At 35.9% G+C, this 18137-nt stretch carries 9 protein-coding genes; 8 read left to right on the top strand and 1 reads right to left on the bottom strand.

From position 1 onward, the window contains the following. The first annotated feature begins 168 nt into the window (after positions 1 to 168). The 8 genes from AC1B0Z_RS05725 to AC1B0Z_RS05690 all read left to right on the top strand — a co-directional run bounded on the left by AC1B0Z_RS05725 (position 169) and on the right by AC1B0Z_RS05690 (position 17383). On the top strand, positions 169 to 1491 hold the full coding sequence (locus AC1B0Z_RS05725) for a hypothetical protein (protein WP_483794652.1): 1323 nt from the start codon (positions 169 to 171) through the stop codon (positions 1489 to 1491). Between the two features lie 132 nt (positions 1492 to 1623). Next, positions 1624 to 3066 carry a T9SS type B sorting domain-containing protein gene (locus AC1B0Z_RS05720; protein ID WP_483794651.1) on the top strand — a complete coding sequence of 481 codons (1443 nt, stop codon included), beginning with the start codon at positions 1624 to 1626 and terminating at the stop codon, positions 3064 to 3066. 1 nt (position 3067) lies between these two features. Then, a complete protein-coding gene (locus tag AC1B0Z_RS05715) occupies positions 3068 to 5779 on the top strand; it encodes a PorP/SprF family type IX secretion system membrane protein (RefSeq protein WP_483794649.1) in 2712 nt (903 codons plus the stop codon). 70 nt (positions 5780 to 5849) lie between these two features. Continuing rightward, positions 5850 to 14069 (top strand): T9SS type B sorting domain-containing protein, encoded by an 8220-nt coding sequence (locus tag AC1B0Z_RS05710; protein ID WP_483794647.1) that lies wholly within the window; start codon positions 5850 to 5852, stop codon positions 14067 to 14069. 34 nt (positions 14070 to 14103) lie between these two features. Next, positions 14104 to 15081, top strand: coding sequence for a PorP/SprF family type IX secretion system membrane protein (locus tag AC1B0Z_RS05705; protein ID WP_483794646.1), 978 nt, complete (start codon positions 14104 to 14106; stop codon positions 15079 to 15081). Between the two features lie 382 nt (positions 15082 to 15463). Next, the gene (locus AC1B0Z_RS05700; protein WP_483794644.1) at positions 15464 to 16471 is read left to right on the top strand and encodes an IS110 family transposase; all 1008 of its coding nucleotides are present in this window, start codon (positions 15464 to 15466) and stop codon (positions 16469 to 16471) included. Between the two features lie 144 nt (positions 16472 to 16615). Then, on the top strand, positions 16616 to 16894 hold the full coding sequence (locus tag AC1B0Z_RS05695; protein ID WP_483794642.1) for an EF-hand domain-containing protein: 279 nt from the start codon (positions 16616 to 16618) through the stop codon (positions 16892 to 16894). 66 nt (positions 16895 to 16960) lie between these two features. After that, the gene (locus AC1B0Z_RS05690; protein WP_483794641.1) at positions 16961 to 17383 is read left to right on the top strand and encodes a secondary thiamine-phosphate synthase enzyme YjbQ; all 423 of its coding nucleotides are present in this window, start codon (positions 16961 to 16963) and stop codon (positions 17381 to 17383) included. A 269-nt stretch (positions 17384 to 17652) separates the two neighbouring features. On the opposite strand, the gene rplT is transcribed toward AC1B0Z_RS05690, so the two are convergent. After that, on the bottom strand, positions 17653 to 17997 hold the full coding sequence (rplT, locus tag AC1B0Z_RS05685; protein WP_483794640.1) for a 50S ribosomal protein L20: 345 nt from the start codon (positions 17995 to 17997) through the stop codon (positions 17653 to 17655). Between the last annotated feature and the right edge of the window lie 140 nt (positions 17998 to 18137).

Below are 18137 nucleotides of genomic sequence, written 5' to 3'. Positions count from 1 at the left end.
TTTCTATATTTTATAATAACACTAGTAAGTGTATTTCATCGATTATTTGAGTTTAATTTAATCAATATAAATGTATTTCATCGAAATATTTGGTATTTCATAGATAATTCTATTATTTTTGATAATGTTGCATTCTAGGCATTTAACCCTATATGGAAAATATTAAGTATGATGAAAAACATTACTCAAATCATTTTAGCAATCTCAATCACTTTTAGTTGTTTTGCACAACAGGAAAAAGGTATAGTTGGAGATGTAAATTGGCTAAATAACTGGACACAATTTAAATCAAATAAGATTGATTACGGTGAGCCAACACAAATTTTAGCAGGAACCATATCTGAAGATGCGCTATTAAAGAAAAGTGAAGTCTATTTACTTCTAGGAAGTGTTTTTGTTGCTCCTGGTGTAACCCTAACTATTGAACCTGGCTCTTTAATTCTTGGTGATTATAAGACTAATGGTTCATTAACCATAGCTAGAGGTGCTCAAATTCTAGCAGAGGGAAAATCTACAGATCCCATCATTTTTACTTCTAATAGAAGTATTAAAAGAACAGGGGATTGGGGTGGTTTAATTATTCTTGGTGATGCTCCAATAAATAGATACGGATCAGGTTCTGTGGCAAATTTTTACCCAAATATTAGTCCATCAGATTATGGCAATACTAATTACGGCGGCAATGAAATATTGGACTCTTCAGGTGTTTTAAAGTATGTTCGTATCGAATGTGCAGGTAAGCGTGTATCTCAGGACACATACTTTAATGGGCTATTGCTAGCCAGCGTTGGAGCAGGTACGGAAATAGATCATATTATGGTAAGTAATTCTGGAGAGGATGGGTTTGAAATATGGGGAGGAAGCGTTTCCATGTCGAATATGGTATCTTATAGATCCAAAGGGACAGATTTCAAATTTAATTACGGTACTACATCAAAAATTTTTAATTCTTTAGCAGTTAGGTCTCCATATGCTTCAAATGGAAGCGGCGACAGATGCTTGGAAGTACTTTCATACCAAAAGAAAGAAGAAGTAGATTTTGAAAAAAGCAAGACATCATTGGATGCTAGCAATCTTACTTTTTTAAATACCAGTAAAGATTTAGAGGCTGCGATTAAGATGAATTTAGTTCATGAGGCCATTTTTATTGGAGCTGATGCTGAATTAAACATGTCAAAAAGTGTTATTTCTGGATTTAATCCAGCTGTGATTTTAGACGAAAATATCCGTGTTAACCAAAGTAATTTAGAAAAAATTAGATTCGAAGAGATGTACTTCAATAATTGTAACGGTAACATTTTTGTTGAAAATAATTCTAACAACGACGATTTAGAAAATTGGTATGGTAATAGAGTGTTTTTTAATGTATACTCAAAAAGTAATAACACAGAAACCTTTATTGCTGCCGATAACGTTAAACGACCAGATTATAGACTTAGAATAAACAAAATCATAGCATCAAATATTGATAAAGATTCATTTGATGACTAAAAGATATTATTAACTAATAATTATGAAATAACTCTAGGTATTTAATCTCATTTACAGCCCAACATAGTTAGGCAAAATCTAATGTTCATTAGAAATCAAATTCCTAGAGGTTTTATTAAATGATAGAACTTTATGAGGAATTTTAATGTTTTTTATATTTCCTTCTTTTCACTAGCGTTGCTGTCGTCAACGCTAGTGGCACAAGTAGTTATAAGTAAACCTAATTTAGGCTTTACTCAAGCATGTGCTAGTTCTATTTTTAATTCCTACGACGTTACGTTTTCATTTTCACCTGAGGGAAATTTAGGAGCATCTAATACATTTATTATACAATTGTCCGATGCTAATGGGAGTTTTTCTAACGCAACGAACGTATACACTACTGCACCAGGAAGCGTAACAACTTCTCCTGCTACATTAAGCTTTTCAATACCTACGGAAACCGCTGGAGAAGGCTACAAGTTAAGAGTAAAAAGTACTGCTCCTGAGGCTACAAGCAGTGCTTCAAATGTATTTGCTGCTTATTACAAAATACAAGATAGCCCTTTTACCATAAACAATTTGATAGATACAGGTGTATTTTGTGCTGGAGGAAGTTATTTGCTTACTATCGATAACCCAGGTGATGCGATGAATGATTCGCCTTTACAATACCCTGGCTTAACATTTAATTGGTACAAAGAAACAAGTTCTACCACATCAGTTTTTGTAGCAAATGGTGATAGTTTAGAGGTTAATTCGGAAGGCACCTATTTTGTTGAAACCAACTACGGCACCTGTACGTCAGATTCATTTTCTAATAGGGTTACAGTAAGTGAAGCAACATCTGGTACAACATCATCTTCTATTAGTTCTAGTTTGGGTAACCCTTATTGTGCAACAAACGGACCTACAACTTTAAGGGTCATTAACGGTATATCCTATCAATGGTTTAAAGATGGTGAAGCAATTGATGGAGCTACCAACCAAAAGTACGAAACCAACGAGGCTGGAAAATATGATGTAAGAATAGATTTGGATAACTGTACCGCTTCAGCATCAATAAATTTGATAAATACAGATTTTACAAGTGAAATTGATGTAGATGAAAATAACAGACTGGAATCTGGTGAAAGATTGATGGTAAGCGTAACCACATCAGCAAGCAATCCCATATTTGAGTGGTATTTGAATAATGCACAAATTACTGGTGCTGATGAAAATAGTTATGAAGTAACAGAGCAAGGAAACTACAAAGTAAAGATTACACAAACCGAGGGCTGTAATGCTACACAAGAAATAAACTTTAGAGTTACAGAGCCGTTTCCTGATGTGGCAAACATTCCTAATGTGATTACGCCTAATGGTGATGGTATTAATGACACTTGGGTTATTCCGCAAGAATTTGTGAGTGGCACAAATACAGAAGTTACATTAATAAGTACACAGGGAAAAGTAGTGTTGCGCACCAATGATTATCAAAATAATTGGCCCGATAGTGGCTTAAATTTCAAAGACGTAAATCCGGTTTACTATTATATAATCAAAACCTCAAATCAAAATATAAAAAAGGGATCTATTACGGTTCTAAAATAAAATGAATAAATATCTATTATATATGTTTCTAGCGTTATGTACCATTCAGCAATTCCATTCTCAAGAGAGCAATGGTATTGTTGCATTGGCATTACCTGTTAGAAACTCCTTGAAGTTTAATAGATATGCCATTAACCCAACGTTTAGCTTTGTAAGAGAGCAAAACAAGTATATTAGCTTTACCAATAAGAAGCAATGGGCTCAATTTAATGATGCTCCACAGTCTTATTTATTTAGTTATTCAGGTCGTTTTTCTGAAAACATAGGTGCAGGTATTGGTTTGTTTCAGCAAGATTTCGGTGTTTTAACCACATTTGGTGGGATTTTAAATTTCGCATATAACGCCAATATAAGTAGAGAAAGTAACCTGACTTTTGGGTTAAATATTGGAGCTTACCAAAGCGGACTAAATGAAGGGAAAGTAGTAGTGAATACACCTGATCCATCTCTTCAAAATATACCGTCAAACTTTTTAATCACTGTTAATCCTGGGATAAACTATGGTACAGGTTTTTTTGATTTTGGTGTAGCCATAAATAATTTAGTATCCTATAATTTAAACGAATCCCAGATTGTTGAGGACAATCCAGAACAGGCACTTCAAGTACATGTAATGTACACAGGGTACATGAATTCAAGAGGATTTTTTGATGAAAGTAGATTTTCTACTTTGGTTAGAAGTGAATTTAAACAGGACCAAACTGTTATTTCTGGAATCGGAATGTTAAACGTTCCAAAAGGGATTTGGGCGCAAGTGGGCTACAACACATTATTTGGTGCATCTGCAGGAGTTGGTCTAAATGTTACCAATAATATAGCGGTGGAGTATAATTACGAACAGTCTTTGGGTGATTTCTCAGATTTTGGGAGTTCTCATGAAATTACGGTTGCCTATCGATTTAACAATAAATATAGATACAACTATGGTGATGAAGAGGAGCAACAGTCAGTCTTTAATTCAAATAGAAGAAGAGCTAAACAAAATAATCTAACAGACGAAGATCGTGCAAGAATCGCAGAACGAAGAGCTGAGATTGCTGCAAAAAGAAAAGCAGAAGCAGAAGCAGAAGCATCTGAAGCGAAAGTAGAACAAGAAGTTGTTTCAGAGTCAAAAGAAGGCGTAAATAAAGTTATTGAAACCAATAATCAAGAAGAAGAAGCCTTAGAAGAACAACGTAAAAAAGAAGCGCAAGAACTAAAGCTGAAACAGGAGGATGAAAGAAAAAGACTAGAAGAGGCAGCAAAGTTAAAAGAACAAGAAGAGATACGTAAAAGACTAGATAGAGAAAGACGAAAAACTGAAGCTGAGGCGAAAGCCAAAGAAGCTGAGCAAAAACGTTTACAACAACAAGAAGCAGAAATAAAGGCTAGAAAGGAACAAGAAAAAAAGGCCGCAGAAGCCGTAAAACTTAAAGCAGAACAGGAACGATTAAGACGAGAGCAGGAGAAAAAACGACTAGAAGAATTAGCTAGAATAAAAGCAGAAAAGGAAGTAAGTGCTAATCAAGAAGCTGAGGCTAAAAGAAAGAGAGTAGAAGAGGAGACGGTAAGATTAAAAGCAGAGGAAGAAGCAAGAAAACAAAAAGAGATCCAGAGACAGAAAGCTGAAGCAGAAGCAAAAGCTAAAGAGGCTGAACAAAAGCGTTTAGCACAAGAAGCTGTCCAGGCTAAAGCTAGAGAAGAACAAGAAAGAAAGGACTTAGAGGCCGCTAGACTCAAAGCCGAAGAAGAAGCGAGAGTTAGAGCTGAATCCGAAAGAGTAAGGTTGGAAGAAGAAACTACTGCTAAGTTAGAAGCTGAAACCATAAATAGGGATATTGAAGAAGAGGTGCCAGCAGCACAGGATGATGCTTCCAAAGAAATACAAGCTTTAGTGAGCCAAACTAATAGTGCTAAAAAAGCTCAGAATGATTTAATAAAAAGATTATCTGAAAAGATTAATGTTAAACAAAAAGATTTAGACGATTTAAAAGAAGAAAACGATCTAAGCGAAAAGGGAATTTATTTAGCACCAAAGCCTTTTAAGAGTTTATCAGCCGAAAATGCTGAAATAAAAACCTTAAAAGACGACATTGAAAAATTTGAGAAAGCACAAGAAATTAAGATGATTGAGCTTGAAGCACTTCTCATTAAACGAAAAAGAAAATTTAGAAAAGATGCAGAAGGAATTAACGAATTCTATATAAATGCATTAGACCAAATAAAGGCAGATCAACTTAGAATTAAAAACTCTAAAGAAAGGTTGTTTTCAAACTTAGAACAAATAACCGAAGACACTGATTTTGAGAGAAAAAGAAGAATACGTCGTGCGGCATATGATAACCAGCAAGATAGATATAATAAGGATAAAGCCGCATTAGAAAGAATCAAGAAGTTTACAGATGAAAGCACAGTTCCTTTACAGGAAGAAGATTTTGATTTTGGTGAAGAGCAGACTAAAAATATTCAAATCATAAAGAATGTATTAAACGAAGAATCAGGATATTATATGGTAATTGCAGTTCATAACAGTGTGGAAAAACGTGATGAATTTGTAGAAAAAGTTGTTGCTGCTGGAGAGAAAAACGTTAACTATTTCTTTGATGTAAAAACTAACAAATATTTTATATACTATGAAAAGTTTGACTCCATTAGTCAAGCAAAAAATGCTTTAGACCAAAAAGGAAGCAAACCTTACAATGGTAAAATGTCCCTCGTAAAAATTGATAACTAGAAGAATTAAATAAAAACAGATTGCTATTTCTCTCAACCCCAAATGAATTGAAATAGAAAAACTAACAACCATGAAAACACCTACTTATGTAAAAAACTGTATCCCTGCTTTGATGCTCTTAATGGGTATACAGTGTTTTGCACAAAATGTTGTTCCATTTTCACCAAGATATGATGAGGCTATCAAGGGTGATATGCTTTTGATTGGAAATAGTAATGTTGGGTTACATGTCACCAATCCGTATAATGGAAATGACACGAATGATAGAGTTGATGCTGCAGTTTATGTAGATATCGACAGCGACCCTACTACATTTAATTCCAGTACGGCTGATTTAGATGTACCAAGTGATGCCAATTGTTATCAAATAGTGTATGCAGGGTTGTATTGGAGTGCCGTCGTAAATGGTGCTGAGCCAATATCTGATATTAAATTCAGGGTACCTGGGAGTGCTGCCTATCAAGATATTACCGGAACACAAATTTATTTTCAAAATGCCACAAACAACAATAATTCAAACACTTATGTCTATTATCATGATGTAACCGATATTCTTACTGCTTTACCAAATCCAGAAGGCACCTATGGGGTTGCAAATATATCATCCTTAGTAGGTCCAAAGCCAAATTCAGAAGGACTTTCAGCAGGTTGGTCGTTGTTTGTTATTTATGAAGATCCCTTATTGCCAAGTAAATACATTACATCATTTGACGGTTTTACTAAAATTACCAGCACCATAAACGAAACCTTTCCTGTTTCGGGGTTTCAAACCATTCCAGTTGGTCCTGTTCGTGCAAAATTTGCGTTTAGTACAATTGAAGGTGATAGAAGATATACAGGTGACTATTTGGAGTTGAATGGAAGTGTGATTGATGCCACGGATAATTCAGGTACCGTTATAAGACCAGGGAATAACTTTTTTAACAGTACTGTATCTATTATAGATCCCGCAACAAACACGCCAGAGCTATTTTTTGATAGAAATCCTGCCGGTACAAATACACTTGGGTTTGATGCTGGAATTATTAATATACCCAACGCAGGAAATACACTAATCGGTAATGGCGATACTACAGCTACCATAAGTTTAGGAAGTAATTTGGATATTTATTACTACTATTTTAGTGCCTTTGCCATTGAAATTATCGCACCAAATATTGTGCTAACCAAAATTGTTGAAGATGAATTTGGTACAAATATAGAGGGACAGGAAGTAGATTTGGGTGACGAGTTAAACTATGTTATAGGTTTTCAGAATACAGGTAATGATGATGCTACCAATCTTACCATTAGAGATGTTTTACCAACAAACATAGTATTTAATTACCCTGCGGACATAGTATCGTTACCAACAGGCGTAACCGTTCAAAGCTATAACCCTACAACAAGAGAAATTATTTTTAGTGTTGATCGTTCAATTGTTGAGCAAAATGACCCAGTTCAAGACATAAGGTTTAGAGTAACTGTTGTTTCGGATTGTAGTTTATTGACTGATGCGTGTTCCAATATAATTGATAATCAGGCTTATGCTACTTATCAAGGAACCATAAATCCAAACTTTACAATTTCTGACGATCCCAGTTACAATAGTAATACAGGTTGTTTAATCACACCAAGAGCCACAAACTTTTTGGCCGATTTAAATTGTACGTTTGATGAAAATGTAGTGCTTTGTGGTGATTCTACGACTTTAACAGCTGGCGATGGCTATGATTCCTACACATGGTCTACCAGCCCAAGTTTGACACCTGTTATTGGAACAGGTCAATCTATAACAGTAAATGCTACAGGAACATATTATGTATATAATGCTGCCACAGCACCTTGTCAATCTATTACCCAGCAATTTGATGTTACACTTTTTGGCTCAAACGTTACAAATCCGGTAATTCCTTTTGCTGATGAGGTGGTTGTTTGTCCTAATGATGGAAAGGAATTACCAAATATCTTTTTGTGTGGTGCAAACGATTCAAGGTTTATCCAAACAAATATTACCGATGCAACTTCCATAATATGGGAGGTTTTAGATGAATCAAGTTGCGACGCTGTTTTAAATGAAGACTGTGCTAACGAAAGTAATACTTGTACATGGAATCAAGTAGCCACAGGCGCAAACTATACAGCTGATACTGCTGGTCAATACAGATTAACATTGAATTATGATGGTGGTTGTTTCAATCAGTTTTACTTCAATGTATATGAAAACCTTCTGGTACCAACAGTAACTTCTAGGGATATCATTTGTGCAACTCCTGGTGAAATTGTTGTTGGCGGTGTACCAAGCGGCTATGAATACAGTATTGATGGTACAAATTATCAATTAAGTAATACGTTTTCTGTAAATACAGCAGGAATCTATTCAGTATACATAAGACAAGTTGGAGTAACTCCAAACCCATGTATTTTCAGTGTTCCGGATGTTCAAATCAGAGAAAGAGATTTTACGGTTCAAACTACGGTAACACAGCCCATCTGTTATGGTGAATTAGGAAGTGTAGTTCTTGCAGCAAATGATGCGCGTCCACAATATTTCTTTTCAATTTATGATGGACCAACCTTAGTAAATAGTGTTGGACCAATTTTAGATGATAATTATACATTTGAAAATTTAAACCCTGGAATATATACTGTTAATGTTTCTACAGAAGATGGTTGTACATATACTGGAGATCTTGAAATTATAGAGCCGCCGTTGTTAGAAATAACTTCGGCTATTACAAAACCTTTAACATGTACTAATGGAGAAATTACGGCGTATCCAACAGGAGGAACACCACCATATTACTATTTTGTAAATGGTTCAACTACATTCCAAAGTACACCAATAATTGATGTGCCTGCTGCTGGAACATATACAATTAGAGTAGTAGATTTCAATAATTGTGAAGCGGAAACTACTATTTCTATTGATGCTATTCCTGCTCCAGATTTTACAGTGTCACAAACTGATATTTTATGTGCTGATGAACCAGATAGTGGTACCATAACAGTAAATGTTTCAAACCCTAACGGAAACACATTGCGTTATAGTATTGATAATGGTACTAGCTATCAAAACTCACCTAATTTTACTAATGTAACGGCTGGAGATTATGATGTAATTGTTGAATATACATCAGGAGTTGATGTATGTACAACTACACCGCAAACTATTACAGTAACAACAACTACTGCTATTAATGGAACAGTTACACTTACATCACCATATACCTGTAATTCAAATGGTGAAATTACCGTATCGGGAGTAACGGGAGGAACTTCACCTTATGAATACAGTATTGATGGCATAAACTTCCAACCAGGAATGACGTTTACTGGATTAACATCTGGAACTTATACAGTGACGGTAAGAGATGCCAATGTGTGTACGTTTGTAGCTGCGCCAATTACCATTGATGCATTAAATCCGCCTACTGATTTAAGTTTTAGTAGCACTCCGATAACTTGTCCAGCAAATACTTCGGATGTTGCACTTACGGTTACTGGGGGAACAGCACCGGTTGAATACCAAATCATAGCACCTTCAGGGTTGGCCACAGCATACCAATCATCAAATATTTTTGCAGGTTTAAACCCTGGAACATATACATTCCAAGTTAGGGATGCTAACGAATGTACATATGCTGAAACCTATACAATTGATCCGCTTCCACCATTAACTTTAGGAACAGTAATCACCAAAAATTTAGATTGTACAGCGTCTCCAGACGGTATTATTCAAGGCACAATTTCAGGAGGAACCGCACCATTTACTTATGCGGTTTCTATAAACGGAGGAACTTACACAAACCTTGGCGCAACAGGAACAGCATTTACCTATTCAGTACCAACAGATGGAGATTATCAATTTCAAATTACTGATGCGAATAATTGTACTGCAGAATCAGGAGTGCAAACTATAAGCGCTATTTCTTTACCAGAAATAACTTCCGTAGTACAAACACAAGATAATTTGTGTAATGGAGATGTAAATGCGGCAATTAGTATTACTATCAATAATACGGTTGGAACACCACCATTTATTATAAACGTAAATAACGATACTACAGGTACGGACTATGGAACACAAACTTCAGGTTTGCCAGCAGGCGATTATACCATCATACTTACAGATGCTAATTCTTGTACAGATACCGAAACCATTACAATTGTAGAACCTACACCAATAAATGTAGTGCATACCTCATTACCCATCACCTGTGATGTTTTAAGTGGAGGTGTTTCTCAAGGTTCTGTTATTGTGCAAAGTGTTACAGGGGGAACAGCACCCTATAATTATTTTGTAACTGGAACCAATGGATATTCTGCTGCGGAATTAAATGCTTCAGGAACTACATCTACAACTTTTGATGTAGTAGATTTTGGACTTTACCAAATAAATGTAGTAGATGCAAACGGTTGCTCTGTTTTAGTGGAGGATGTTTTAGTGGCTTCCCCACCAAACGATTTAGATATAGCCGTAAATGCAAGTATAAACTGTACTACAGGAGGAGAAGCTACGGTAAGTGTAAGTTCTGCTTTAGCAAGTTCTGGTCCTTTTTATTTTGATATTTATAGAGGTACGGTTCCACCACCGCCACCAGGAGGTACTTGGGTTTTACAAGACACGCCAGTTGTGGGTACACCTCAAACAACATTTACAGGATTATTACCTGGTGTAACCTATACATTTATAGTTTATGACGACTCAACAGGCTGTAGTTATTATGAAACCGCTTCGGCCTCTGTACCTACAAATTCAACCTTAACTTCGTCGGCATTAACATCAAACAATATTACTTGTGTAGGAAGTGCAGATGGTAATGTGTCATTTACCATCAATAGTGTTTATGGTGTTGCAACTAATGTTAACTATGAGATTTTCAACTCGTTATCTCTAGTAACTACTGGTATTACTGGAACTGGAGTTGTACCAGCAGGTGGAAGTTTGCCTGTTACTAACTTAGGCCCATTACCATTCGGAACTTATTTCGTGTCAATAACTGAAACTAGTGGGCCAAATGCAGGTTGTGGCTTGGTAACTATACCTTTCAATATTAATGAATCGGCTATAGATTTAAGCATTACTGCGACGGTTGATCGCAATGCAAATTGTAACCCTAATGCAGGATTAATAAGTGCTATTGCTAGAGATGGTACACCACCTTATCTATATCAAATTACAACGACAGCTTCGGCACCATTAGCAACTGATCTATCTTGGGCTTCAGCTAATACTTTTAATGTCGATGCAAACACATATTATGTTCATGTTAAGGATGCTTATGATTGTATTAAAACTACAACGGCACTAATATTGCCGCAAGACCCTGAACCGATAATTACGGTAACTGTAAATAACCGATGTACGGTTACAGAAGGTAATTTTGAAATTGATGTAGCTTTAACGACTGCAGGTATTGCACCTTACAGTTATAGTATTGATGGAGGCACTTTTCAAACCCAAACAGCACCATTTACCGTTACTAATTTAGCTTCGGGGAGTCATACCATAGAAATTCAAGATGCTAATGGTTGTGGCAATTTAGTTACTGTAGATATTGCTCCTCCGGTTGATTTAACACCAAGTGTAACAGCATTACCAACATGTAATAATGATGATGGAGAAATTACTATAACAGGTACTGGTGGAACAGGTGTCTATACATACACTATTAGCCCAAGTTTAGGGACTTTAAGTGGAAATGTATTCTCAGGATTACCTTCAGGATCATATACGATTACTATAACAGATGCTAATTCATGTTCTGCTGATATCGAAGTAGTATTACCTGAGGCTATTCCTCCAACGGTGACAACTACCCCATCTGCTGTAACTTGTTTTGGAGATAATACAGGCAGTTTTGAGATAAATGTTTCTGGTTATTCAGGACCCTATACCTACGAAGTTTTTGATAGTACATCAACTTCAATTACTGGAGTGGTTAATGCAAATACATCAATAAACCCAGAAGTTGTTCCAGGAATGGCATCGGGAATCTACAGTGTAGTAATTACGCAAACTGCAAGTCCATTCTGTACAACAACTACTAACGTTATTATCCAATCACCACCAACTCCATTAACAGTTGTAGCTACGGAAACATCAAATGTTACCTGTGATAATGATAGCGGTACAATTACAGCAGTTGCAAGTGGAGGATATGGCGATTACGAGTACGAATTAACAGGTGCAGCAATAGTAGCTTTTTCTCCAAATGGAACATTCTCAAATTTAGAAGCTGGTGTTTACACCGTAAACGCGCGTGATGCTGGAGGTTGTGTTGCTTCAGATGATGTTACGCTTATTGTACCAAACCCCATTGATGCCACGATAAGTGCAAGCAATACATTGCTTTCATGTTTTGGAGATACTAATGCAACAATTACTGTTACAACTACAACTGGTGGACAAGGTTCAAACTATACCTATGTGCTTAACCAAATATTACCTACAGTGTCTTCTTCTGGACCACAAACATCAACAGTGTTTGGTAATTTGGGGGCTGGTACGTATAACGTTACGGTTACAGATGGGTATAACTGTGAATTTACCACACCAAATATCGTAATAGATGAACCTACAGAAGTACAAGCAACTTTAGTTAAGGCAACTTCTCAAACATGTACAACGGAGTCCACATTAACACTAAGCGCAACAGGTGGAAATGGGCCTTACAGCTATAGCGCGGATAGCAGTTTTGCTACAATTATCGGAACGTTTACAACATCAACCACGTTCCCTGTTCCAGCAGGAAATTATCAATATTATGTAAGAGATGCCAATGGTTGTATTGCCGATGTTTCAAATCAAATTACAATCGATCCACTTCCAGATGTAACGATTGCTTTAGATGCGATGAACGCAACAATAAATTGTACTGGCGATAGTACAGGTGTTATAATAGCAACCGCTGAAGGTGGCCTAGGTAATTACGTATATACATTACAAGATACTTCTGGAAATGCAATTCCGGCAACCCAAAATACACCTGGAGTTTTTACGGAATTACCGGCTGGTAATTATCAGGTGAGGGTAGATAGTGGCGATTGTTTGAATACCTCGGCAGTAATTCCTGTTACAGAACCTGCTTTACCGCTAGAAGTAACTTTTAATACTACTGATATTACTTGTACTGGAGAAAATAACGGATCTATAGAAATGTTAGCTACAGGCGGAACAGGAACAATTAAGTATGCTATTTCACCCCAATTAAATCAATTTTTTGATGAACCAATATTTGAAGATTTAGCTCTTGGTAGTTATCAAGCAGTAGTTCAGGATGAATTAGGGTGTTTTGTAATTATTGATTTCAGTATAAATGAACCAGCACCTGTGTTCTTAACGGTAGTACCGAATTCTTTAGTACCTGAATTATGTGCTGGAGAACTTAACGGCGCATTTAGTGTCGATATTTCTGGTGGAAGCCTACCATACCAAGTAAGTTTAGATGATTATGATGGGCCTTACACAACAGGAACAAACACACAAACCATTTTTGATTTTACCGATTTGGCTGGTGGAAACCATGTAGTCTACCTAAGAGATAATGAGGGTTGCGAGGCGGAGTTTGAAATTGATTTCCCAGATGCCATCGATTTTAATCCAGAATTAGTTATTGAATATGCATGCGTGGATAACTCATTAACCAATACGGTGACCGTAAACTTGAATGTGAATGATACTGTTGATTCTGCTGATTTAGAATACGCATTGGACGGCGGCGCTTACCAAACAAGTAATGTTTTTACAAATGTAGCCTCAGGATTAGATCATTACATAGATGTAAGACATGTTGATGGATGTATAAAACGAACTGATTTATTTGATATAGAAGATTATCAACCATTAACATTAATGTTGCAAGAGGGCGGAGGATTAAACGAAATTGAAGCCATTGTAACTGGCGGTACAGGTAATTACGAATTTACACTCAATGGAGAGTCTCGTGGAAGTGAAACTACATTCCTAATTTATGAGTCTGGTACTTATATTGTGACCGTAACTGATAGAAATGGGTGTACGCTTGAAGCGTCAATTCCTATGGAGTTTATAGATGTATGTATACCAAATTACTTTGTTCCTGCCAATGGTGGTTGGGGCCCCGGATGTACCTCACAATACAGAGATTTAACCTTTGATATTTTCGATAGATACGGACGTAAAATAGCAACATTAAATGTTGATGATAAGTGGGACGGTAAGTATAAAGGAAAGGAACTGCCAACAGGAGATTATTGGTATGTGGTTAAACTAAATGATAATAGAAACGATAGGTCATTCGTAGGCCACTTTACACTCTACAGATAAAACGGAGATGATAAGAGATAAAAAAAATACTAAGATGCGAAACCTAATAACTGGGCTATTACTTATTGTAATGGTGAAAAGTTATAGTCAAGAATTGAACTTGCCTGTTTTTACACAATATTTAGCCGACAATAATTTTGTAGTAGCCCCAACGTATGCAGGTATTGGAGATAATTTAAAAATTAGAGCCAATGGTTTAACCCAATGGGTAGGTATAAAAGGTGCGCCAGATAATCAATCTATTTACGGGGATGTTAGAATAGCAGATAGAACAGGTATAGGCTTATCGTTCTATAGCGATAGAAACGGAAACACCATTCAGTCTGGTGGTAAATTCACCTTTGCTCACCATTTAATATTAGATTACTATTCAAAAATGTATTTGTCGTTCGGTATCTCTTATAACATCAATAACTTTAGGATAGATATCAATAACTTTAATACCACCTTTGAAAACCCTACTATTGACCCTATGGTAACCGATGATAGGCGAACAACAAACCATAATTTTGATGTTGGTGCACTATTTAGGTATGGTGGCTTTTTCACAAGCCTTAATTTTAATAATGTACTTCCTAAAAACTTCGATGAATTTATTAGAAATCAAGAACCAGGATTATTACTTAATTACCAATTGTACTCGGGGTATACTTTTAGAGGCCCTAAAAAAAGCGGAATAGAATATGAGCCTTCTGTTTTTTTTCAATGGTTTGATAGTGATGATCGATCTGCAACCGATTTAAATTTTAAGTTTAGAAAATACAATCGTTATGGCGATTATTATTGGGGAGGCATCTCATATCGTTTCTTGAACGATCAGGTTTTAAAACCATTAAATATTGGCCCTATGGTGGGTTTCCAAAAAAACATTTTTTACTTTGGTTATGCCTATCAAATTACAACAAACGAATTGGCAACATATAACTCAGGAACTCACGTGGTAACCATTGGTATCAACTTTTTACAAGGTATCAGTAATTGTCCTTGTACACAGGATCCTGTTCATGATTAGGGTGTAATTAATAAAATTCATTTAGGCGTTCCCCTCGATGAAACTTTTGTCAGTTTCATGTAGTCAGCGTACTCGGGTCGGGCTATTCGCTATATCTTTTTTGCTTGTCACCTTGAGCACAGTCGAAAGGTCATAGCGTAAGGCAAAAAAGGATGCCGCTACTATCCCTAACCTTTAGTTTGTATTCAGAGTAAAAGTTACCTTTATTCAAAAGAAAACAGAGGTGAACTATATCCCTAACTAAGATAGACTTAGCGCGCGTATCAGTCCTCTGTTTTCAGTTTGAATATCCGTTGAATTGCTTCAAATAGAATAGTAGATAAAAGCTCTAATAAAGGTTCTAAAGAAGTTCAACATTTTTAATTTACTTAAGGTTAAAATTATGAAAAATTATTTGTTTCACGTAGGTATTGACATTTCAAAATTAAAACTAGATGTTGTTATGGTTAACAAGAATGACATCAGCCAAAAAGATCATTTTGTTGTTGCTAATAATGCCAAAGGTTTAAAGGGTATGCGCCTTAGGTTAAAACAGGGCGGTGTTGATTTTGAGAACACCTTATTCTGTTTTGAAAATACAGGGGTTTATACCTTTCCATTAAGCTGCTTTTGTTTTGATAACAATTTTGATTATTGGATTGTTCCAGCAGTAGAGATTAAGCGATCCAAGGGTATATCACGAGGTAAGAGTGATAAGTCTGACGCAGGTGATATTGCATTTTATAGTATTAGGAATATAGACAAGCTTAAACTTTCAAGTATTCCAGAGAAAGAAATACAGCAGTTAAAATTGCTTTTTACAGAACGCGAGAAACTCAAAAAATCACTTTTACTATTTGGAATGACTAAAGAAAATAAAGATTTTATCTCGCCCGATGTCTACAACACCATAGCATCCCAAAATAAGAAAACCGTAAAATTCCTCCAAATGAGTTTAAAGTCTATTGAAGCCAAAATGCGAGATATTATAAAACAAACCCCTAAATTAAACCGGCAATTCGAACTCATAAAAAGTGTTAAGGGCGTTGGGGAGAAAACAGCCATTTATTTTATAATAGCAACAAAAGGCTTTGAGGTATTTGCTTCGGCGAGGAAACTAGCTTGTTATGCAGGTGTTGCCCCTTTTGGGTACAGTTCGGGCTCAAGTATAAGAAGCAAGACAAAGGTGCATCACATGGCGGATAAAACAATGAAATCGCTGCTTCAAATGTGCGCGCTCTCTGCGGTTAAACATGATGCACAGCTACGGGCATATTATCTAAGAAAACAAGAGGAGGGTAAAAATAAAATGTTGATTTTAAATAATGTAAGATGTAAAATTATTAGTCGAATTTTTGCAGTGATAAATAGAGATTCGCCCTTCGTGGATACCTATAAATTTGCAACATAAATTATCTAGATTTTATTTGGTTTTTATCATAGAATACGCACCTATCTGCCAGCTTTCATACATTCCCCAAATTAGTTGATGGTTTGTAAGAGTCTTTTTCTTAAATTGAACACATCTAGTTCTAAAACTTAAAAAACTAAAAATATGGCATCCAAAAAAACAATCATTAAAAAAATTCAAATCGTACTCACTAAGCATTTTGATTCGCCTCAGGATGCTTTTAATTTTTTCGACAAAAATGGAGATGGAAAACTATCTAAAAAAGAAGTGGTTAAATTACTAAGGGAAGCCGAGATCAATGGCTTTATTCGCGGATTGGTTGGCTCAAAATTAATTGATGGTTACGATAAAGACGGGGATGGTAAAATTGACTGGAAAGAGTTTAAAGTGGCATTAAAAGAAATGGCTAGGGATATTAATTAAAGCATGCGTTTTCATTCCTGCGCAGGCAGGAATCCACTATAAATTGATTAGTTCAATATCAAAGACATGAAATTCTTTCAAAACGAAATTAAATTAAAACCATATTCTAGAGGTTTTCATCTAATTACAGATGAAGTTTTAACTGCTATTGAAGAAATTAAAGACATACAAACTGGACAGTTACAAGTCTTTATAAAACACACTTCTGCAAGTTTAACCATAAATGAAAATGCGGATTATACCGTAAGGACGGACTTCGAAAGCCACTTTAACAAAATGGTTCCAGAAAATGCCCCGTATTACCAGCATACTTATGAAGGCTCTGATGATATGCCCGCGCATATCAAAGCTTCACTTTTAGGAACTTCGGTGCAGATCCCTATTACTAATGGAAAGCTAAATCTGGGTATTTGGCAAGGAATTTATTTATGCGAACATCGCAACCATGGTGGTGGACGTAAATTGGTGATTACTGCTTTTGGAGTCTAGAATTTAGCAAATAAAGAATATGAGCAAATTGATTTTTGCACAGACCTCGCCGGATAGATGCGTTAGGGATTGAGGTATTGTTGAAGCTCCCCGACCATAGGAGGGAGCGACTACCGAAAGCCCGACCCGAAGCGATCATGCAAGGTTTTGGAAACCTTGTAGGTATGAGCGAAGGGTAACGCCCAAAAAATAATTCAACAAAAAATCCAACTCTTGCGAATCGGATTTTTAAATTAAGCGAAATATGTTTTACAAATAGGCTAAGCGCCTTATTTTACTTTATCTACAACTGCTTTAAAAGCTTCTGGGTGGTTCATAGCTAAATCTGCAAGAACTTTACGGTTCAATTCGACATTATTAGCTTTTAGTTTCCCCATAAATTGAGAATAAGACAAACCGTGTTCTCTAGCTCCTGCGTTAATACGCGTAATCCATAGGGCGCGGAATGTTCTTTTTTTGTTTCTACGGTCTCTGTACGAGTATTGCATCGCTTTATCAACCGCATTTTTTGCTACTGTCCAAACGTTTTTACGTCTTCCAAAGTAACCTTTTGCTTGTTTAAGAACCTTTTTTCTTCGGGCTCTTTTTGCTACAGAATTTACTGATCTTGGCATAATTTTAATTGTTTTTGTAGTAGGCGGTCGATAATCGACACTTTAGTATTTGTCATTAAATCAAAAATTGTCAATCTTTAATCGTAAATCAAATGAGCCTAACTCCAGGGTTTATAAATTGTTTTAACCGATTAAAACTG

The sequence above is a fragment of the Hyunsoonleella sp. J2K-J805 genome (assembly GCF_057167125.1).
This window is presented reverse-complemented; position numbering and strand designations above follow the sequence as displayed.

Excerpts from the sequence above, each read along its gene's own strand:
- AC1B0Z_RS05695 (WP_483794642.1), top strand. The coding sequence starts at position 16,616 with ATGGCATCCAAAAAAACAATCATTAAAAAAATTCAAATCGTACTCACT.
- AC1B0Z_RS05725 (WP_483794652.1), top strand. The coding sequence starts at position 169 with ATGATGAAAAACATTACTCAAATCATTTTAGCAATCTCAATCACTTTT.
- AC1B0Z_RS05705 (WP_483794646.1), top strand. The coding sequence starts at position 14,104 with ATGCGAAACCTAATAACTGGGCTATTACTTATTGTAATGGTGAAAAGT.
- AC1B0Z_RS05700 (WP_483794644.1), top strand. The coding sequence starts at position 15,464 with ATGAAAAATTATTTGTTTCACGTAGGTATTGACATTTCAAAATTAAAA.
- AC1B0Z_RS05710 (WP_483794647.1), top strand. The coding sequence starts at position 5,850 with ATGAAAACACCTACTTATGTAAAAAACTGTATCCCTGCTTTGATGCTC.
- rplT (WP_483794640.1), bottom strand. The coding sequence starts at position 17,997 with ATGCCAAGATCAGTAAATTCTGTAGCAAAAAGAGCCCGAAGAAAAAAG.
- AC1B0Z_RS05690 (WP_483794641.1), top strand. The coding sequence starts at position 16,961 with ATGAAATTCTTTCAAAACGAAATTAAATTAAAACCATATTCTAGAGGT.
- AC1B0Z_RS05720 (WP_483794651.1), top strand. The coding sequence starts at position 1,624 with ATGAGGAATTTTAATGTTTTTTATATTTCCTTCTTTTCACTAGCGTTG.
- AC1B0Z_RS05715 (WP_483794649.1), top strand. The coding sequence starts at position 3,068 with ATGAATAAATATCTATTATATATGTTTCTAGCGTTATGTACCATTCAG.